This is a genomic window from Accumulibacter sp. (genome assembly GCF_036625195.1).
Taxonomy (GTDB): Bacteria; Pseudomonadota; Gammaproteobacteria; order Burkholderiales; family Rhodocyclaceae; genus Accumulibacter.
This window is the reverse complement of sequence record NZ_JAZKUG010000001.1, coordinates 4,374,696-4,389,613: the sequence shown is the minus strand read 5'-3', so window position 1 is coordinate 4,389,613 and position 14,918 is coordinate 4,374,696. Positions and strand designations below refer to the sequence as shown.

At 67.3% G+C, this 14,918-nt stretch carries 18 protein-coding genes; 4 read left to right on the top strand and 14 right to left on the bottom strand.

Going from position 1 to position 14,918, the window contains the following annotated elements; translation table 11 throughout:
- Positions 1–107: 107 nt before the first annotated feature.
- Positions 108–1,787 carry a cytochrome D1 domain-containing protein gene (locus V5B60_RS19410; protein ID WP_332349353.1) on the top strand — a complete coding sequence of 560 codons (1,680 nt, stop codon included), beginning with the start codon at positions 108–110 and terminating at the stop codon, positions 1,785–1,787.
- Between the two features lie 104 nt (positions 1,788–1,891).
- A complete protein-coding gene (locus V5B60_RS19405) occupies positions 1,892–2,218 on the top strand; it encodes a c-type cytochrome (RefSeq protein WP_332349350.1) in 327 nt (108 codons plus the stop codon).
- A gap of 40 nt (positions 2,219–2,258) precedes the next feature.
- Here V5B60_RS19405 and V5B60_RS19400 read toward each other — a convergent pair whose 3' ends face one another.
- From V5B60_RS19400 to V5B60_RS19340, 13 genes are all read right to left on the bottom strand, one after another.
- A complete protein-coding gene (locus tag V5B60_RS19400) occupies positions 2,259–2,753 on the bottom strand; it encodes a nitrous oxide reductase accessory protein NosL (protein ID WP_332349348.1) in 495 nt (164 codons plus the stop codon).
- Between the two features lie 11 nt (positions 2,754–2,764).
- Positions 2,765–3,367, bottom strand: coding sequence for a nitrous oxide reductase accessory protein NosL (locus V5B60_RS19395; protein ID WP_332349346.1), 603 nt, complete (start codon positions 3,365–3,367; stop codon positions 2,765–2,767).
- Positions 3,368–3,649: 282 nt separating this feature from the next.
- Positions 3,650–4,351: a sulfite exporter TauE/SafE family protein gene (locus V5B60_RS19390; protein WP_332349343.1), complete on the bottom strand. Its 702-nt coding sequence runs from the start codon at positions 4,349–4,351 to the stop codon at positions 3,650–3,652.
- 2 nt (positions 4,352–4,353) lie between these two features.
- Complete coding sequence (locus V5B60_RS19385) at positions 4,354–6,798, bottom strand: heavy metal translocating P-type ATPase (protein ID WP_332349340.1); 2,445 nt, start codon at positions 6,796–6,798, stop codon at positions 4,354–4,356.
- Entirely contained in the window at positions 6,795–7,466 is a 672-nt protein-coding gene (locus tag V5B60_RS19380) for a hypothetical protein (RefSeq protein WP_332349338.1), read from the bottom strand. Before V5B60_RS19380 ends, V5B60_RS19385 begins: the two co-directional genes overlap by 4 nt.
- A 23-nt stretch (positions 7,467–7,489) precedes the next feature.
- The gene (locus tag V5B60_RS19375) at positions 7,490–7,855 is read right to left on the bottom strand and encodes a hypothetical protein (protein WP_332349336.1); all 366 of its coding nucleotides are present in this window, start codon (positions 7,853–7,855) and stop codon (positions 7,490–7,492) included.
- Positions 7,856–7,871: 16 nt separating this feature from the next.
- Positions 7,872–8,060, bottom strand: a complete 189-nt coding sequence (locus V5B60_RS19370; RefSeq protein WP_332349334.1) for a metal-binding protein — start codon at positions 8,058–8,060, stop codon at positions 7,872–7,874.
- Positions 8,057–8,566, bottom strand: coding sequence for a TlpA family protein disulfide reductase (locus V5B60_RS19365; protein ID WP_332349332.1), 510 nt, complete (start codon positions 8,564–8,566; stop codon positions 8,057–8,059). The genes V5B60_RS19370 and V5B60_RS19365 overlap by 4 nt, the downstream gene beginning before the upstream one ends.
- A complete protein-coding gene (locus V5B60_RS19360; RefSeq protein ID WP_332349330.1) occupies positions 8,563–9,564 on the bottom strand; it encodes a hypothetical protein in 1,002 nt (333 codons plus the stop codon). The genes V5B60_RS19365 and V5B60_RS19360 overlap by 4 nt, the downstream gene beginning before the upstream one ends.
- On the bottom strand, positions 9,561–10,259 hold the full coding sequence (locus tag V5B60_RS19355; protein WP_332349328.1) for an ABC transporter ATP-binding protein: 699 nt from the start codon (positions 10,257–10,259) through the stop codon (positions 9,561–9,563). The genes V5B60_RS19360 and V5B60_RS19355 overlap by 4 nt, the downstream gene beginning before the upstream one ends.
- Before the next feature lie 7 nt (positions 10,260–10,266).
- Positions 10,267–11,403, bottom strand: coding sequence for an ABC transporter permease (locus tag V5B60_RS19350; RefSeq protein WP_332349327.1), 1,137 nt, complete (start codon positions 11,401–11,403; stop codon positions 10,267–10,269).
- Positions 11,366–11,704, bottom strand: a complete 339-nt coding sequence (locus tag V5B60_RS19345) for a hypothetical protein (protein ID WP_332349325.1) — start codon at positions 11,702–11,704, stop codon at positions 11,366–11,368. Before V5B60_RS19345 ends, V5B60_RS19350 begins: the two co-directional genes overlap by 38 nt.
- 75 nt (positions 11,705–11,779) lie before the next feature.
- Positions 11,780–11,965: a hypothetical protein gene (locus V5B60_RS19340; RefSeq protein WP_332349323.1), complete on the bottom strand. Its 186-nt coding sequence runs from the start codon at positions 11,963–11,965 to the stop codon at positions 11,780–11,782.
- Positions 11,966–12,083: 118 nt separating this feature from the next.
- On the opposite strand from V5B60_RS19340, the gene V5B60_RS19335 reads away from it, so the two are divergent.
- Both V5B60_RS19335 and V5B60_RS19330 read left to right on the top strand, forming a co-directional pair.
- Positions 12,084–12,407: a c-type cytochrome gene (locus V5B60_RS19335; protein WP_332349321.1), complete on the top strand. Its 324-nt coding sequence runs from the start codon at positions 12,084–12,086 to the stop codon at positions 12,405–12,407.
- A 394-nt stretch (positions 12,408–12,801) separates the two neighbouring features.
- Positions 12,802–13,611, top strand: a complete 810-nt coding sequence (locus tag V5B60_RS19330; protein WP_332349319.1) for a PEP-CTERM sorting domain-containing protein — start codon at positions 12,802–12,804, stop codon at positions 13,609–13,611.
- A gap of 230 nt (positions 13,612–13,841) precedes the next feature.
- On the opposite strand, the gene dmeF is transcribed toward V5B60_RS19330, so the two are convergent.
- Positions 13,842–14,909: a CDF family Co(II)/Ni(II) efflux transporter DmeF gene (gene dmeF, locus V5B60_RS19325; protein ID WP_332349317.1), complete on the bottom strand. Its 1,068-nt coding sequence runs from the start codon at positions 14,907–14,909 to the stop codon at positions 13,842–13,844.
- Between the last annotated feature and the right edge of the window lie 9 nt (positions 14,910–14,918).

The following is a 14,918-nucleotide window of genomic DNA, read 5'->3' as shown; positions in this document are numbered from 1 at the left end:
GTCATGCTTCAGGGCTGGCAGGGGTGGCATGTCATCCTGCGCGGAGTCTGACACGGGTCTGACCGCGAGCGCTGAACAAGCAACTTCAAGAGGAGAGGAATCGAACAATGCAGAAGGGAATCCGTAACGTACTGATGCTGGCAAGCCTGCCGCTGGCGATCAACCTGGCGTTCGCCGCACCAGCCGAGAAGGCTGCCGCACCAGCCGCCAGTGCCGCTCCGGCTGCAGGCCCGACACTTTCGGCAGAGGACAAGGCCGCTGCCGGCAAGACCTACTTCGAGCGCTGCGCCGGCTGTCACGGCATGCTGCGCAAGGGCGCCACCGGCAAGAACCTCGAACCGGCCAACACAACCAAGCTGGGCACCTCGCGGCTCGAGAAAATCATGTCCTACGGAACCGAAGGCGGCATGCCGAACTTCGACGACATCCTGTCGAAGAAGGAAATCGCCAACATGGCGACCTACATCCAGATGCCTGCCGAAGCGCCGCCGGAATGGGGCATGAAGGACATGAAGGCAAGCTGGAAGCTGCACGTTCCGGTCGCACAGCGGCCGACGAAGCAGATGAACAACGTCAACCTGAAGAACGTTTTTGCCGTCACCTTGCGTGATTCGGGCGAAGTGGCCCTGATCGACGGCGATACCAAGCAGATCTGGGGCATCGTCAAGACCGGCTATGCTGTCCACATCTCGCGCGTCTCCGCTTCCGGGCGCTACGTGCACGTGATCGGCCGCGATGGTCGTTACGATCTGATCGACATGTGGTACGAGAAGCCGACGATCGTCGCGACGATGAAGGCCGGCTACGAGGCGCGCTCGGTCGACACCTCGAAGTACAAGGGATTCGAGGACAAGTACGCCGTCGTCGGCGCGTACTGGCCGCCGCAGTACGCCATCCTCGACGGCGAGACCCTCGAGCCGTTGAAGCTGATTTCGACGCGTGGCGTCACCGTCGATGGCGAGTACCATCCGGAGCCGCGCGTGGCGTCGATCGTCTCGTCGCACGACAAGCCCGAGTGGGTGATCAACATCAAGGAGACCGGCATGATCAAGCTGGTCGACTACTCGGACATCAACAACCTGAAGGAAGTGACCGTCAACTCGGCCAAGTTCCTGCACGATGGCGGCTGGGACGCTTCCAAGCGCTACTTCCTCGTCGCTGCCAATGCGTCGAACAAGGTCGCGGTCGTCGACACCAAGGAAGGCAAGCTGGCAGCACTGGTCGACACCGCCAAGATCCCGCATCCGGGTCGTGGCGCCAACTTCAACCATCCGAAGTACGGTCCGGTCTGGGCCACCTCGCACCTCGGCGCCGACGTGATCAGCATCATCGGAACCGATCCGGCGAAGAACCCGCAGCATGCGTGGAAGGTCGTGCAGGAAGTGAAGAACCACGGCGCCAATTCGCTGTTCGTCAAGACCCATCCGAAGTCGAAGAACCTGTGGGCCGACGCGCCGCTGAACCCCGATCCGAAACTGGCCGGTTCGGTCACGGTCTACAACATCGACGACCTTGGCAACCCGGATCCGAAACCGCAGGTGATCGATCTCGCAGCCGCCGCCAACCTCGGCAAGACGAAGGGCATCCAGCGCGTCGTGCATGGCGAGTACAACGAGAAGGGCGATGAGGTCTGGTTCTCGGTGTGGACCGGCAACAAGACCGAGCCTTCGGCGATCGTCGTCGTCGATGACAAGACGCGGACGGTCAAGAGCGTGATCAAGGACCCGCGTCTCGTGACGCCGACCGGCAAGTTCAACGTGTACAACACGCAGCGCGACATCTACTGATCGCAGAGACCGCAGTCGAAGCGAACGGGGGGCTGCGGCCCCCCGTTTTCGTCGTACGCCGCGGCGGACGAGACAGTACCTGGCCGTCGGCCATAGGAGAAGCAATGAAAGCGAAGGCCCTGACTCTCTGTTTCGCGCTGTTGCCGTCGATCACGCTGGCAGCGCCGCCGCCGGTCGATCCGGCGATGCTCGAACTGGCTGACCAGAGCCGCTGCCTGACCTGCCACGATGTCGATGAGACGCTGCGCGGCCCTGCTTGGCGCGACGTCGCCAAGCGCTACCGCGGCCAGCCGGAAGTCGAGGAAATCCTGGTCAAGAAGGTGTACGAAGGCGGCGGTGGCGTCTGGGGGAATGACTACATGTCGGCCAACAAGCGTGCCGGCATCGACAACATCCGCGTTCTCGTGCGCTGGATCCTGACGCTGCCCTGAGCCGACGAGCTGGTTTTTCGTCCGTTGCTGGCTCGACCGGTCAGTCGAAGAGCCCCTTGTCGACGCGTGCCGCCAGTTCTGCGGTCGCCTCGCGGAAGGCAACAATGCGGCGGCCGCGGTGTTCCTTGAGAAACTCTTCCGCATCGGCGCGTGTCGCGAAGGGAACGAACTCGTGCCCCATCGGCCCGGTTACGTCGGAACCGGTGACGTAGAAGGCGCGGCGGGCGTCGATGCGGGTCAGTCCGTAGTACTCGGTGACCCAGATGCTGGCGATGTCGCCGGTGCTGCGGCCAGGCGCGTGGCGCGTCAGGTTGCCGAGGTACTTGAAGAGGTCTTTGGCGCCATCGAAGAAGTGTGCCTGGCCATCACGGTAGGCGACCACCGCGATCCAGTTCGGGTAGCGCGAGACGAGCATGCCGCAGACCGGGCAGAGGTCACGCTCGCCCGGCTTCGGTGGCAACGCGCTCGCCAGCGCGAGGCCGGCGGCCAGCCAGAGTGCCCCGGCAACCAGCCAGCGCGCCGGTCGCGACGACATCGCGGCAGCGTTCAGCCGTGCGGTCGGCCAGCCGCCCGCTGTCGCCGCTCCTCACGGCTCCTGCGGATCATCGCGACATCCTGCGACATGTCGGTGTAGGCGGCGAGCAGCGCCTGGTCGAAGTTTGCGAGTTCGCCGCCGTTTTCCGCCATCGCCGCCCGCGCAGCCGCTTCGCTGCCGTATGCCACCTTGCTGCGCCTGCTCATCACCGCCCGGATGCGGCTGCCGACCAGAAAGGTGGCCTGATCGACGACGAGCAGAGGCTTGGCCTCGGCGCTTGACGCGTTGTCGGCGACCCAGATGGTCTTCGGTTCGCGGTCGACATTCACCGCCAGGCTGATTGCCGCGCAATGCAGTGAGCAGACGCCGTCGGGCAGATCGTCGCTGTACTGCAGCAGCATGCGCGAATGATGGAACTGGCGACGATCCATGCCGCAATACGGGCATTTGGGGAATTTCTCGAGGTCGCTGTCGGCCGGTCGGGGATCGGCCACCTTCTTCGGGATGAATTGCGCCGGGGTGCCGTCGGTGGCACAGGCGGGTTGCGCCTCGGCGCCGGTGGCGAGCAGGCCGCTCGCGGCCAGCGAGAGTTTCAGCAGATCACGGCGTTTCACGATCATTTTCCTGTCCGGCGATGGGGGGAGCAGTGCGGGGTGGCGTCAAGGCGCATGGTAGGGCCTTTGCCGCGTGGCGAACTGCGGCAAATCGTCGCAGCGGCCCGGCGGCGCGGGCGCTCTGGCGCTGCCGGCGGAGCTTCGCCTGCTGCAGCACCCCGGTGCCGTCCGCGCTGGCGAGTCGCGTCGCCCGCGGGCGGTTGCCGTGAGCTTGCCGTGGGTCCGCGGCGCGTGTCTTCGGCAGCGTCCGCGACACCGACGCCGGCCAGGACGCAATCGGGATCAGCCGGCCAGTCGCTGCATCACGACGTAATAGCGGATGCCCTGCCAGACGGTCGTCAGACCGAGGACGATGACGAACAGCGCGGCGCCGCGCAACAGCCAGCCGCGCGTGCGCACGCCGAGCCTGCCGAAGAGGAAACTCGCCGAGAGCATCGACGGCAGCGTGCCTGCGCCGAAGGCGAGCAGCAACAGACCGCCTTCGACGACCGAGGGTGCGGTGGTGGCCTTGATTGCCATTGCCATCGTCATCGAGCACGGCATGAGACCGTTGATCGCACCGCCGATCATCGCTCCCGGCAGCACGCCGCGCGCGCTGGCACTGACGAACTGGCGGCGCAGCCAGTCGACCGGGGCGAAGGCGAGCGTGTTGCGCCATGGTGAAACGCCGAGCAGGTCGAGGCCGAGCAGGATGACGATGCAGCCGGCGACGATCTGCAACAGTCCCTGCAGCTTGCCGAAGGCGCCGGTCTGCACGAGGACCGTGCCGAGCGCCGCCGCCAGCAGGCCGATCAACGCATAGACGCCGACGCGCGTCAGGTGGTAAGCGAGATAGGGCGCGAAGCTGCGCGCGCCGAGCTTGATGAAGAAGCCGGAGACGAGCCCGCCGCACATGCCGAGGCAGTGACCGCTGCCGAGGATGCCGGTCATGAAGGCGAGCCAGTAGGAGAACTCGGCCAGTGCCTGATGCTGCGTGTGGTCCAAGCTCAGTTCTTTTGCAGGCGCAGCGAGTTGCTGACGACGGAAACCGACGACAGCGCCATCGCCGCCGAGGCGATCATCGGGCTGAGGCGGCCGGCGGCGGCGACCGGAATCGCCACGACGTTGTAGCCGAGGGCCCAGAACAGATTCTGGCGGATGATTCGCATCGTCTGCCGGGACAGCTCGATCGTCGCCGTGACGCGGCCGATGTCGCCACCGACGAGGGTGATGTCGGCCGCCTCGAGGGCGATGTCGGCCGCGCTGCCGATGGCCAGCCCGACGTCGGCGGCGGTCAGCGCCGGCGCGTCGTTGATGCCGTCGCCGATCATGCCGACGCGCCTCCCCTGGCGCTGCAGGTCGCGGATCAGGGCCAGCTTGTCGGCCGGCGTGGCGCGCGCGACGACGCGCCCGATCCCCACCTGGCGCGCGATCTGGCGGGCGACGGCGGCGACGTCGCCAGTGGCCATCACCGTCTCGATGCCGAGGCGATGCAGTCGTTCGATCGCCTCGCGCGCGCCGGCGCGCGGCTGGTCGGCGATCGCCAGCAGCGCGAGCGCATGGCCGTCGACGGCGACGAAGACCGGTGTCCGGCCCTGGTCGGCGAGCGCCGCCGCCTGCGCCTCGCTGGCAGCACAGTCGATGCCGGCCTCGGCGAGCAGCGCCGAGTTGCCGATCAGCATCGTCCGGTGGTCGCAGACGGCGCGCACGCCGCGCCCGGGGATCGCCGTGAATTCGCTGCATGCTGCTGGAACGATCGCCTGGGTCGCGCACCAGGCGACAATCGCCCGGCCGAGGAAGTGCTCGGAGCCGGCCTCGGCAGCTGCCATGAGCGCCAGCAGCCTGACCCGGTCGGCGTTCGCGGCCGGGAAGAAGTCGGTGACCGCCGGTCGGCCTTCGGTGATCGTCCCGGTCTTGTCGAAGACCAGCGTGTTCAGCCCGGCAGCGCTCTCCAGCGCCTCGCCATTGCGGATGTAGATGCCGCGCCGCGCGGCTTGGCCGGTACCGACCATGATCGCCGTTGGCGTCGCCAGACCGAGCGCACACGGGCAGGCGATGAGCAGGACGGCGATGGCGTGCGCCAGCGCCGTCGCCGGCGGACTGCCGGCGAGCAGCCAGCCGCCAAGGGTCAGCCCGGCGACGCCGGCGACGGCAGGAACGAAGCGTTGCGCGATGCGGTCGGCCAGTTTCTGCACCGGCAGCTTGCTGCCCTGTGCCTGGTCGACCAGGCGGACGATGCCGGCGAGCACGGTGTCGGCACCGACCGCGGTCGCACGCAGCGTGAAACTGCCGTTGCCGTTGACGCAGCCGGCATGGACCGGATCGCCGCAGCCCTTGCCGACCGGCAGCGACTCGCCACTGAGCAGCGCCTCGTCGACTTCCGAGCTGCCGGCGACGACGACGCCATCAGCCGGAATGCGCTCGCCGGGGCGCACGCGCAGCAGGTCGCCGACGACGACCAAGTCGATCGGCACCACCTCTTCGCGACCGTCGCGCAGGACGACGGCGGTCGTCACCTGCAGCTCGATCAGCTTGCGGATCGCTTCGCTGGCCTGCCCCTTGGCGCGTTCCTCAAGGAAGCGGCCGAGGAGGACGAAGCTGACGATGCCGGCGGCGGCCTCGAAATAGACATGGTGCGAGCTGAGGAAAAGGCCCGGCAGGCTGTACAGGTAGGCAGAACCGGCGCCGATCGCGACCAGCGAGTCCATGTTGGCGCTCCGCTGCCGCGCCATCTGCCAGGCCTTGCCGAAGATGTCGCGGCCAGGGCCGAAGAGCACCGGCGTTGCCAGGGCGAACTCGAGCAGGCGCAGCGCGGGTGAGCGATGCATGGCCATGCCGAGCGCCATCACCGGCGCGGTCAGGGCTGCGGCGACGACGACGCGCCGCTTTGCCTGCGCGAGTCTCGCCTTCTCGCGTTCAACGAGCAGGCGGCGCTGGGCCACCGTATCCATCGCCTGTGCCCGGTAGCCGAGCCCGTTGACCAGCGCGAAAACCTCGTCGCGGCCGATCGTGCCGCGCACGACGGCCGTCTGCGCGGCGAAATTGACGTTCGCCAGATGGACGCGCGGATCACGGCGCAGCGAGAGTTCGATCAGCAGGGCGCACGAGGCGCAGCTCAGGCCTTCAATGGCCAGTGAGGATTCCTGCAGCGGTGCGTCGGCAGCGGCACGGACAACCGGCGGTCGCGCCGGCGGGCAGGCGGCGAGGCGGCCGATCAGGTCGTCGACGCTGGTCAGCAGGCGGGCTTCGGGCAGTTGGCGCGGATCGTAGTGGATCGCCAGCGAGCCGAGAGCCGGAACGGCACGTACGTCGCGAACTCCGGGCCGCTTGCGCAGCAGGATCTCGACGATGCAGCAGCGCTCGTCGTCGCGTGCCAGCGGTGGCGCAACCAGGCGCACCCGGCGCCGCAGCCGGTGCACGATGTGCAGGTTGCGGTAGCCGCCGGAAGTCATTTCCGGCCGCCGCCCTTGCGGTAGCGAACGAGCAGGAACACCAGGTAGAAGATCGTCAGCCACGCGGATCGGAACTTCAGCGGGTCGCGCAGCCACTGCTGGTTGATGAGGTCCCAGTGTACGCGGATGAGATGGAAAGCCAGCAGGTCGTTGAGGAAGTTGACGATCGCCCGTTCGCTCAGCGCGCTCTCGAGCACCGGTTGCACGCGGCTTCGCACGCCCTGCAATTGCGGGTAGCGGTCCAGGCCGCGCAACAGGCGGCGCAGCGAGCGTCGGGCGGCAGCCTCGAACTGCGTGGCCGTGCCGACCCGGTGTGCCCGGCCACGTGCCGCCGCCGTTGACGCCGGGTCGGCGGCAGTTTCGCCCGCGGCAGCCTGCGGCGGGGCATCGGTTGCCGGCAGCCGCGGCAGCACCTGCTGCAGGCAGCGGGCGATGGCGCCGGCGTCGCAGACGTGCGCATCGTAGAACACGGACAACTTGCGCTCGCCGGCGTGCAGTCCGACGCGATAGACCCCTTCCTGCCGACGCAGGGCCGTTTCGATGCAGTGTGCGCTGGCGGGCGAACAGATCGCCGCCGGCAGTTCCAGCCGCAGGTGGCCGGCTGCGCGGTAGCGAACGAAAATCCGCCGCGACCAGTCGTCGGCAGGGTCGGTAGACGGAATCACCATGGCTGCCTCTGCTGGTGGCGGATTCAGCTGGCCGCCTGCGGCGGAACCTCCGCGTCGCCGTCTTCGCCAGTCGGCACCGCCGCATCCGCCTCGCGTTCACGGGTCTCCTCGAGCAGGTCGGCGAGGCTTTCCTTCTGCTGCAGGACGAAATCCTTGCCCATGCCGCACGCCCGCGAGACCGACAGCGCGATCTCCTTGCGGTAGCGGCAGAGCAGGAAGCCGGCGACCATGCCGCCGGCGGCGCCGACGGCGAGCAGGGTCAGCGGGTTGAGCAGCAGCGTGCGCGCCGCGACGACGCCGTGCGCGGCGGCGCCGCCGATTGCCGCCGCGTGTGCCGCCGGCCTGTTCATCACGTGTCCCAGTGCTTCCATCGTGCTTCCGTTCATCATCGTGCACTCCTCCCTGTCAGCCGGTCGGCTTGTCCCCGCCAGCGTGCGTCGAATTTCCCGGCACTTCCTTGATGTCGTGCAACATCAGGAAGATTCCCTTGCAGCCTTCGCAGCAGAAGCGCAGCTCCGCCGCCGCCGTCTGCAGCAGCAGCGGCCTCTTGCCGCAGTCGAGGCCGCACAGGTGGCAGTCGTTCCGTTCGCTCATCGCAGCAGCTCGTCCGCCAGACGCTCGAAGGTCGCGGCATCGGCCTCGCCGAGAAGTTTGCCACGGATGCGGCCATCGCCGGCGACGAAATAGGTCGTCGGCAGACCGACGACCCCGTACTGGCGCGAAATCGCAGCCTGGGCGTCGAGCAGCACGGGATAACCGACGCCGATGCGACGGATGAAGGCCTCGACCTCCTGCCGGCTCTGGCCGGCGTTGATCGCCAGCACGACCAGCCCCCGTTGCCGATGACGCTGCCAGACGCCATCGATCGCGCGCATCTCGTCGGCGCAGAAGCGGCACCAGTCGGCCCAGAAGCGGATGACCACCGGTTTGCCGCGCAACTCGCCGGGGAAGCTGAGCGGGCCGGCGTCGAGGGTGGGCGCGGCAAAGGCCGGTGCCTCGTCGCCGATGTTCAGCCGGACGCCGCCACTTCCGTCGCAGCCAGCCACGATGAGGGTCAGCAGGGCGAGCGCGAGGTGGGTCTGCCGGCGCCGCGTGTTCAATTCTCGACGAGGAGCAGGCGGGAGTTGATGACGATCAGCGAAGCGACGACGGCGACGGCGATGAACATGGCTGCCGCGAGCCCGGCCAGCCTGCCGGCGAAGGCCGGTATGACGGACTGCAGGCTGGGAACTCTGGCGAAAGCCTGCACCGCTCCGACGCCGAGACCGGCAGCCGTGCCGACGAACAGTGGCACGTAAAGCGCGTAACCCTGGTAGGAGTAATCCGGCTTGAGGATACAGAAAGGGCAGTGGTGGTGCGGGTGTTCGTACACGTAGAGCGAGATGAAGGCCAGCAAGGCCGCCATGGTGACGGCAAACGCGACCGCCGACAAGAGGGCAACGAGGTAGCCGGCGCTCTGCCCTCTGCGATACAGCAGCGCACAGCCGCTGGCCAGCGCCAGACTGAGGTAGAAGGCGAGCATCGTCGGCAGCGGTGGCGCCGCAGCCAGGTCGGCGGTGACTCCGGGCGTCGCGTCGGAGAACAGGCTGCCACAGCACGACGTGATGACGTCGGCCCGCAGCGCGAGGAAGAAGCGCCACTGCAGCACGGCGGCGGCGAGCAGGAACGGCAGCAGGCAGAGCAGCAGGACGTACTTGATGCGCAGCAGAGGGTAGTCCGGAGCTCGCGTGTCGACGTGGTTGATCACCAGCCAGACGGCGGCGAGAAAGAAGACGAGGATCTGCGCCAGCAGCGCCGGGAAGCCTAAAGCGTTGGCCTCCAGGGTGCCGACGGCGCACATCGCGCCGACGAACAGCGACGCCATGCGATCGGCGTTGAAGACGAAGAGCAGCAGCGCGACGAGCTGTGTCGCGAAGACGAAGGCGAGCAGGGTCGACAGCAGATAGGTGCGGCGTTCGCGCAGCAACTGGCGTTCGCTGCCGCTGGACAGGTCCCAGTGGCGGATGAGGTCGATGGCATGCGGCGTCGCCGCCAGCAGCAGCCCGATGCAGAGCAGCGAAGAGAGCAGCAGGGCGAGGATCGCCGGCTGGAAGATCATCGGCCGGCCCGGGCCGGCACTGCCGCGTCGACGATGCGTCCGTCACGCATGTCGACCACGCGGTCCACCAGCGACGATTCGACGAGCAACGGGTCGTGGCTGCTGAGCAGCACCGTGCGGCCGGTGCCGGCGAGTTCCTCGATGATCGCCATGAATTCCATTGCCAGCGCCGTGTCGAGATTGGCCGTCGGTTCGTCGGCAATGATCACCGGCGGTTCGTTGATCAGCGCGCGGGCGATCGCCACGCGCTGCTGTTCGCCGCCGGAGAGCAGCTCGACGCGCGTCGTCCGCCGGTGGGCCAGGCGCAGGCCGGCGAGCAGTTCCTCGGCACGGGCCTGCAGTGCGTGCCGGTCGCCGCCGAGCGGGTAGGCGGGCAGCATGACGTTCTCGCTCGCAGAGAGGCCACCGATGAGGTTGAACTGCTGGAAGACGAAGCCGAAGGTGCGGCGCCGGACTTCGGTCAGGAAGCGTTCGGGCAGGCCCGAGATGTCGCGCTCGAGCAGGCGGACGCGACCACTCGTCGGTCGCGCGAGACAGCCGATGATCGACAGCAGCGTCGTCTTGCCGGAGCCGCTCGGGCCGCGCAAGGCCGTCACGCGCTCCGCCGGCAGGTGCAGGTCGATGCCGTTGAGGGCGCGGAACTCGTTCTCGCGTCCGGCGTTGAATGTCTTGTGGATCTGCCTGAGTTCGATCATCGCCGGTTCAGCCGCGCATCACCGCGTCGGGGTCGCTGATCGCGGCGCGCCAGATGGGTACCAGTGTCGCGGCCGCATAGGGGAAGACCGTGAAGAAGAACAGCGTCGTTACCTGCAGGCCGTCGATCACCGGACTGAGTTCGAAGCGCGGATAGAGAACCGCCCACCCCATGAGCACCGGCGCGAGCAGCGATGCGGAGAAGTGGAAGACATGCACGTAGGCGGCAAGGTAGCCGAGCAGGAATGCGCTCAGCGACAACAAGGCGCCTTCCCAGAACTTCATCCGCAGGACGTCGCCGGTCTCCCAGCCGATCGCCTTGAGGATGCCGATCTCGCGCCGCTCGTCGGCCGACAGTCCGGAGGCCTTTTCCCAGGCGAGGATGGCGAAGGCGAGCAGGGCGAGCGTCGCAAGGGCAAGAACGATGCCTTCCCGCCAGCTGAAGATCGAATCGTAGGTGCGCAGGATCTCTTCGCGCAGGATCGGACGCGAGTCGGGAAACTGCTGTGCCAGCTTGCCCGCGATGTTGCGCACCTCGAGCGGATTGGCGACGCGCAGCGTGATGTCGGTGTAATGGCCGGGCGGGATGTCGAAGAAGGCGCGGAAGTCTGCTTCGCTGAGCAGCACCAGGTCGGCGCTGAGCAGTTCCGACTTCGCCGGCAGGATGTCGGCGATGCTGAAGGTGAACAGCTTGCCGGAATAGGCGCGGAAGGAAATGAGGTTGCCCGGCGCGACGCCGCGTGTGCGCGCGAGCCCGGCGCCGACGACCAGCGTACCCGGCGCCAGCAGCCGGTCGTCGGCGACCATGAACGTGTAGTTGGCCTTGACCACCGGGTCGTAGTAGTAACCCCAGAGGCGTCCCTGTTTCTCCTGGACGCCGCGCAGGCGAGCGATGCGCTCGAGGTAGCCGGGCGGGATCAGGTCATGGCGGCCGGCGACCATGCGCTGCAGGACGATTTCGGGAGCGCCGGCGAGCAGCTCGTTCGCAGCCTGGCGCAAAGCGTGCGTGAACAGCATCACCGAGGCGAGCAGGAAGACGATCAGCGAGTAGACCAGCAGCAGGCCGAGGTTCTTCGCCTTGCGCCGGGCGAGCGACGCGACGGTGAAGTCAATCAGGTACTTCTGTTTCTCGATCCAGACGTTCATGGTGGCCGCGCAGGTTGGCGGGTGGCAACAGCAGCGAGCCGCTGGGAAAGTGTTCGAGCGCCAGCGGGTGGTCCTGAAAAGCCGAGTGCAGGTCGGTCTGCGACGGGTGGCGGGTATAGCGGGCCTCGGTGAACAGGCAGAGGTCGGTGAGCTGCAGCTGCCGCACCAGCGCCTGCATCGCCTGACCGGAGTCGGCACGTTGCTGCCGCAGGCGGGCAGCGTCGGCAAGGCTGACGGCGAAGAGGGCGCCGCCGCAACAGAGCAGACCCAAAGCGAGGTGGCTTGGACGCGAGACAGGCATCAGGGCAGGAACTGCGGACCGCTTCGCTCGCCAGCGGCGGCGGTCCGTGCAGGTGCAGCGGCTTCGCGCCCGTCGTCAGACGCGGTTGGCAGCCCGCATGAGGGCGCCGCGCAGGGCGATCGTCAGGCTGCTGCCGATGCCGACGCGCTGGGCGATGGCCGGCAGGATGATCAACGACGCCAGGGCGAAGCCGGCGCCGAGCAGCAGTGAGGCCAGTTCGCCGTCGTTGTCGTCGTTGTACGGATGATCGTTGTCCTGCATCGTCGTCTCCCTGGACTGTCTCGGCGGTTCGGCTAGAATGATGCAATCTTAGTGTCCTTCGCCATCTCGCCGGCTGCGACATAGTGTCGCAGCCGGCGTCTGATCGGCCTCGTCACGCATGCGCCATCTCGTCGTCTTCTGCGTTCTCGTCGCCGCCACGCCGCTACGGGCAGAGCCGTTGCCCACGGCAGCCAGGCAACGCGAACTCGTCCATCTCGTGCGGCAGGACTGCGGCTCGTGCCACGGCATGACGCTGCAAGGGGGGCTTGGCCCATCGCTGAAGCCCGAAGCACTGCGCGACAAGCCGGCCGACTCGCTCGTCGCGACGATCCACGGCGGCCGGCCGGGAACGCCGATGCCGCCCTGGCACCGCTTCCTCAGCGAAGCCGAGGCGCGCTGGATCGTCGAGCAACTGCTGGCCGGATTCCCGGAAGAGCCGTAGCAGCGGGACCGGCCGCATGAGCGGCTGATTCCACGCCGTTCCCTGCTGGCGGTCGAACCGGCTCGCAGCGCATGCGGCTGCCTGGCCAGCGGCGGGCCTTTTACGGACATGACCGCGCGCTGCCGTCGAGGCCAGCGGCAACCTCGCCTTGTTCCATCTTTTGGCCTGGTGAGCCAGCGGGCTGTCCGCCGCTGGCGAGCCACCCTTGAAGCGTCGGCTTTTTTTACAGTTGCTCTAGCCGTCGACGCCAAGCCACCGCAGGCGGGAGAACAATTGTTCATAAAAACAGCTTGTTGTGGTTCTGACAAATTCCTGGCACGCATGTTGCTTTTATCCGGTTGCGCACCCAGGTGCGAGAAAACCTGGGGTCTTTCTACTATAAGGAGTATCAATCATGAACAAAACTGGCATCGCTCTCGCCGTTGCTCTCGCCATGGGCGCGGGTGTGGCAGGCGCGGCAACGGTCAACGGAGTTTCGTTCGCTGGGGGCGCCTATTTCGAGGTGGGTGACGTCTATGAGGGCACTCTCGCCTCCGATGGAACCCTGGCCATCACCGCTCCGGGGCAGATTCTGGCTGGCGTCGGTCGCATCGACAACTTCAAGGATTCGCAGGGCAACGTCACTTGGTCGCGCGGCCAGAACGGCGTGTTCCTGAGCTACTGGTTCGACGGCTACAAGACTCAGGCGATCAATTCCGCTGTTCCGGGCAATCCGCCATTCAACGTCCTGTTCTCCGGTGGCGCCATCCATTTTTATACCTCGGCGACCGAGTTCGTGCCGACCGGCAGCTTCGCAGCCGATAAGGCCACCATATCGGCTGGCAACCTCTGGGTTGACGCCACCGGCGCGACGACCCGGCTTTGCACCGCCGCCGACAACTGCCTCGATGGTGTCGGCACGCCGATCGCCCTCGACTCGTTCATCCTCAGCGGCAGCCTCGGCACCATCGGCAGTGGCGCTGGCAACGGTCTGCTGAACTTCACCGGCGGCCCCGCGCAGCTCTACCTCGACACCAACGCTTTCCCGGGTGGCAGTGATGCGGCCCTGGGCAGCAGCTTCAACAGCGGTTCGGCTACCGCGGGTTATGCCGCCAGCGGCAGCATCGACATCCGCGGTGTGGCGCTGCCCGAGCCGGCAACGCTGAGCGTGATGGGCCTGGCGCTTCTCGGCATGGCCGGCATGCGGCGTCGCAAGGCAGCCTGAGCAAGCACGGAACGGGCCGCCAGATTGGGCGGCGGCCCGACACGGGCGAGAAGGAAGCCGTTTGGCGACGTAGCCAAACGGCTTTTTCCTTTTGCCGCTCGCGAACGGCGGCAGCCGACAGAAGTCGGTGGCGTGCTGCCCTCGGAGCTTGTGGGGCGGGCACCTGTTGCGCGAAGCGACCTCGTCGCCATGGCCGCTGCAGTGCCAGGACATGCAATGCGGCGAATCGATCAGGCTCCTGTCTGCGGTAGCTGCAACGCGTGCAGGTCGCCGGGGCGATTGACCTCGACCGAGATGTGCGCCAGCCCGGCGTGTCGCGACAGGAGGTGGCGCACGGCTGTCGGGGTGAGCGAGGGATCATCGCTCGCCAGACTGGCAATCACCGCGAAGCTCTCGCGGCCAACACGCCAGACGTGCAGGTCGTCGATTCGCGGCGGCGATCGCCAGGCGGTGTTGGTGACCAGTTCCCGTCGCACCTGGTCGACCACCGGATGGTCCATCTCGCGGTCGAGGAGTACGCGGGCGGTGTCGCGGATCAGGCCCCATGCCCAACGCGCGACAAGCAGGCTGCCGAGGATTCCCATCACCGGATCGAGCCACTGCCAGCCGTACACCATGCCGCCCAACAAGGCGACGATGGCGAGCACGGAGGTCGCGGCGTCAGCGACGACGTGCAGGTAGGCGGCGCGCAGATTGAGGTCGGAAGCGCCGCCGTGGCCATGCGCTGCGTGCCCGTGTTGTGCCCGCTCGCCAGGCGGGCGCCCAAGGGCTCCGGCCTCACGATCGGCATGGTGTTCGTGATCATCGTGCGCGTGCGCGTGGTGGTGGGTGTGCCCGTGGTCGTGTGCCGCATGCAGGATCAGCGCCGACACGATGTTGACCGCCAGCCCGAGCGCGGCGACGACGATGGCCTCGGCGAACCGGATCGGCTGTGGCGACAGCAGACGTTCGAGCGAGCCGCTGACCATCATGAGCGCCACGCCGAGCAGGAAGATGGCACTGGCGAAGCCGGCGAGAATCTCGATTTTCCACGTGCCGAAGGCGAAACGCCGATCGTCCGCGTAGCGCCTGGCGGCGCTGTAGGCGAGGGCCGAGAGGCCGATCGCGACTGCATGTGAACTCATGTGCCAGCCATCGGCGAGCAGCGCCATCGAGTTGAACCACCAGCCGGCGACGATCTCGACGAACATCATCGTCGCAGTGATCAGCACCACCGCGCGGGTACCCCTCTCCGCTGCCAGGTTGCCTTCGTCGAAGACGTGCGTGTGGCGCCAGGAAGATGTCTCGGCTTGTTGCATGCGGTTGCT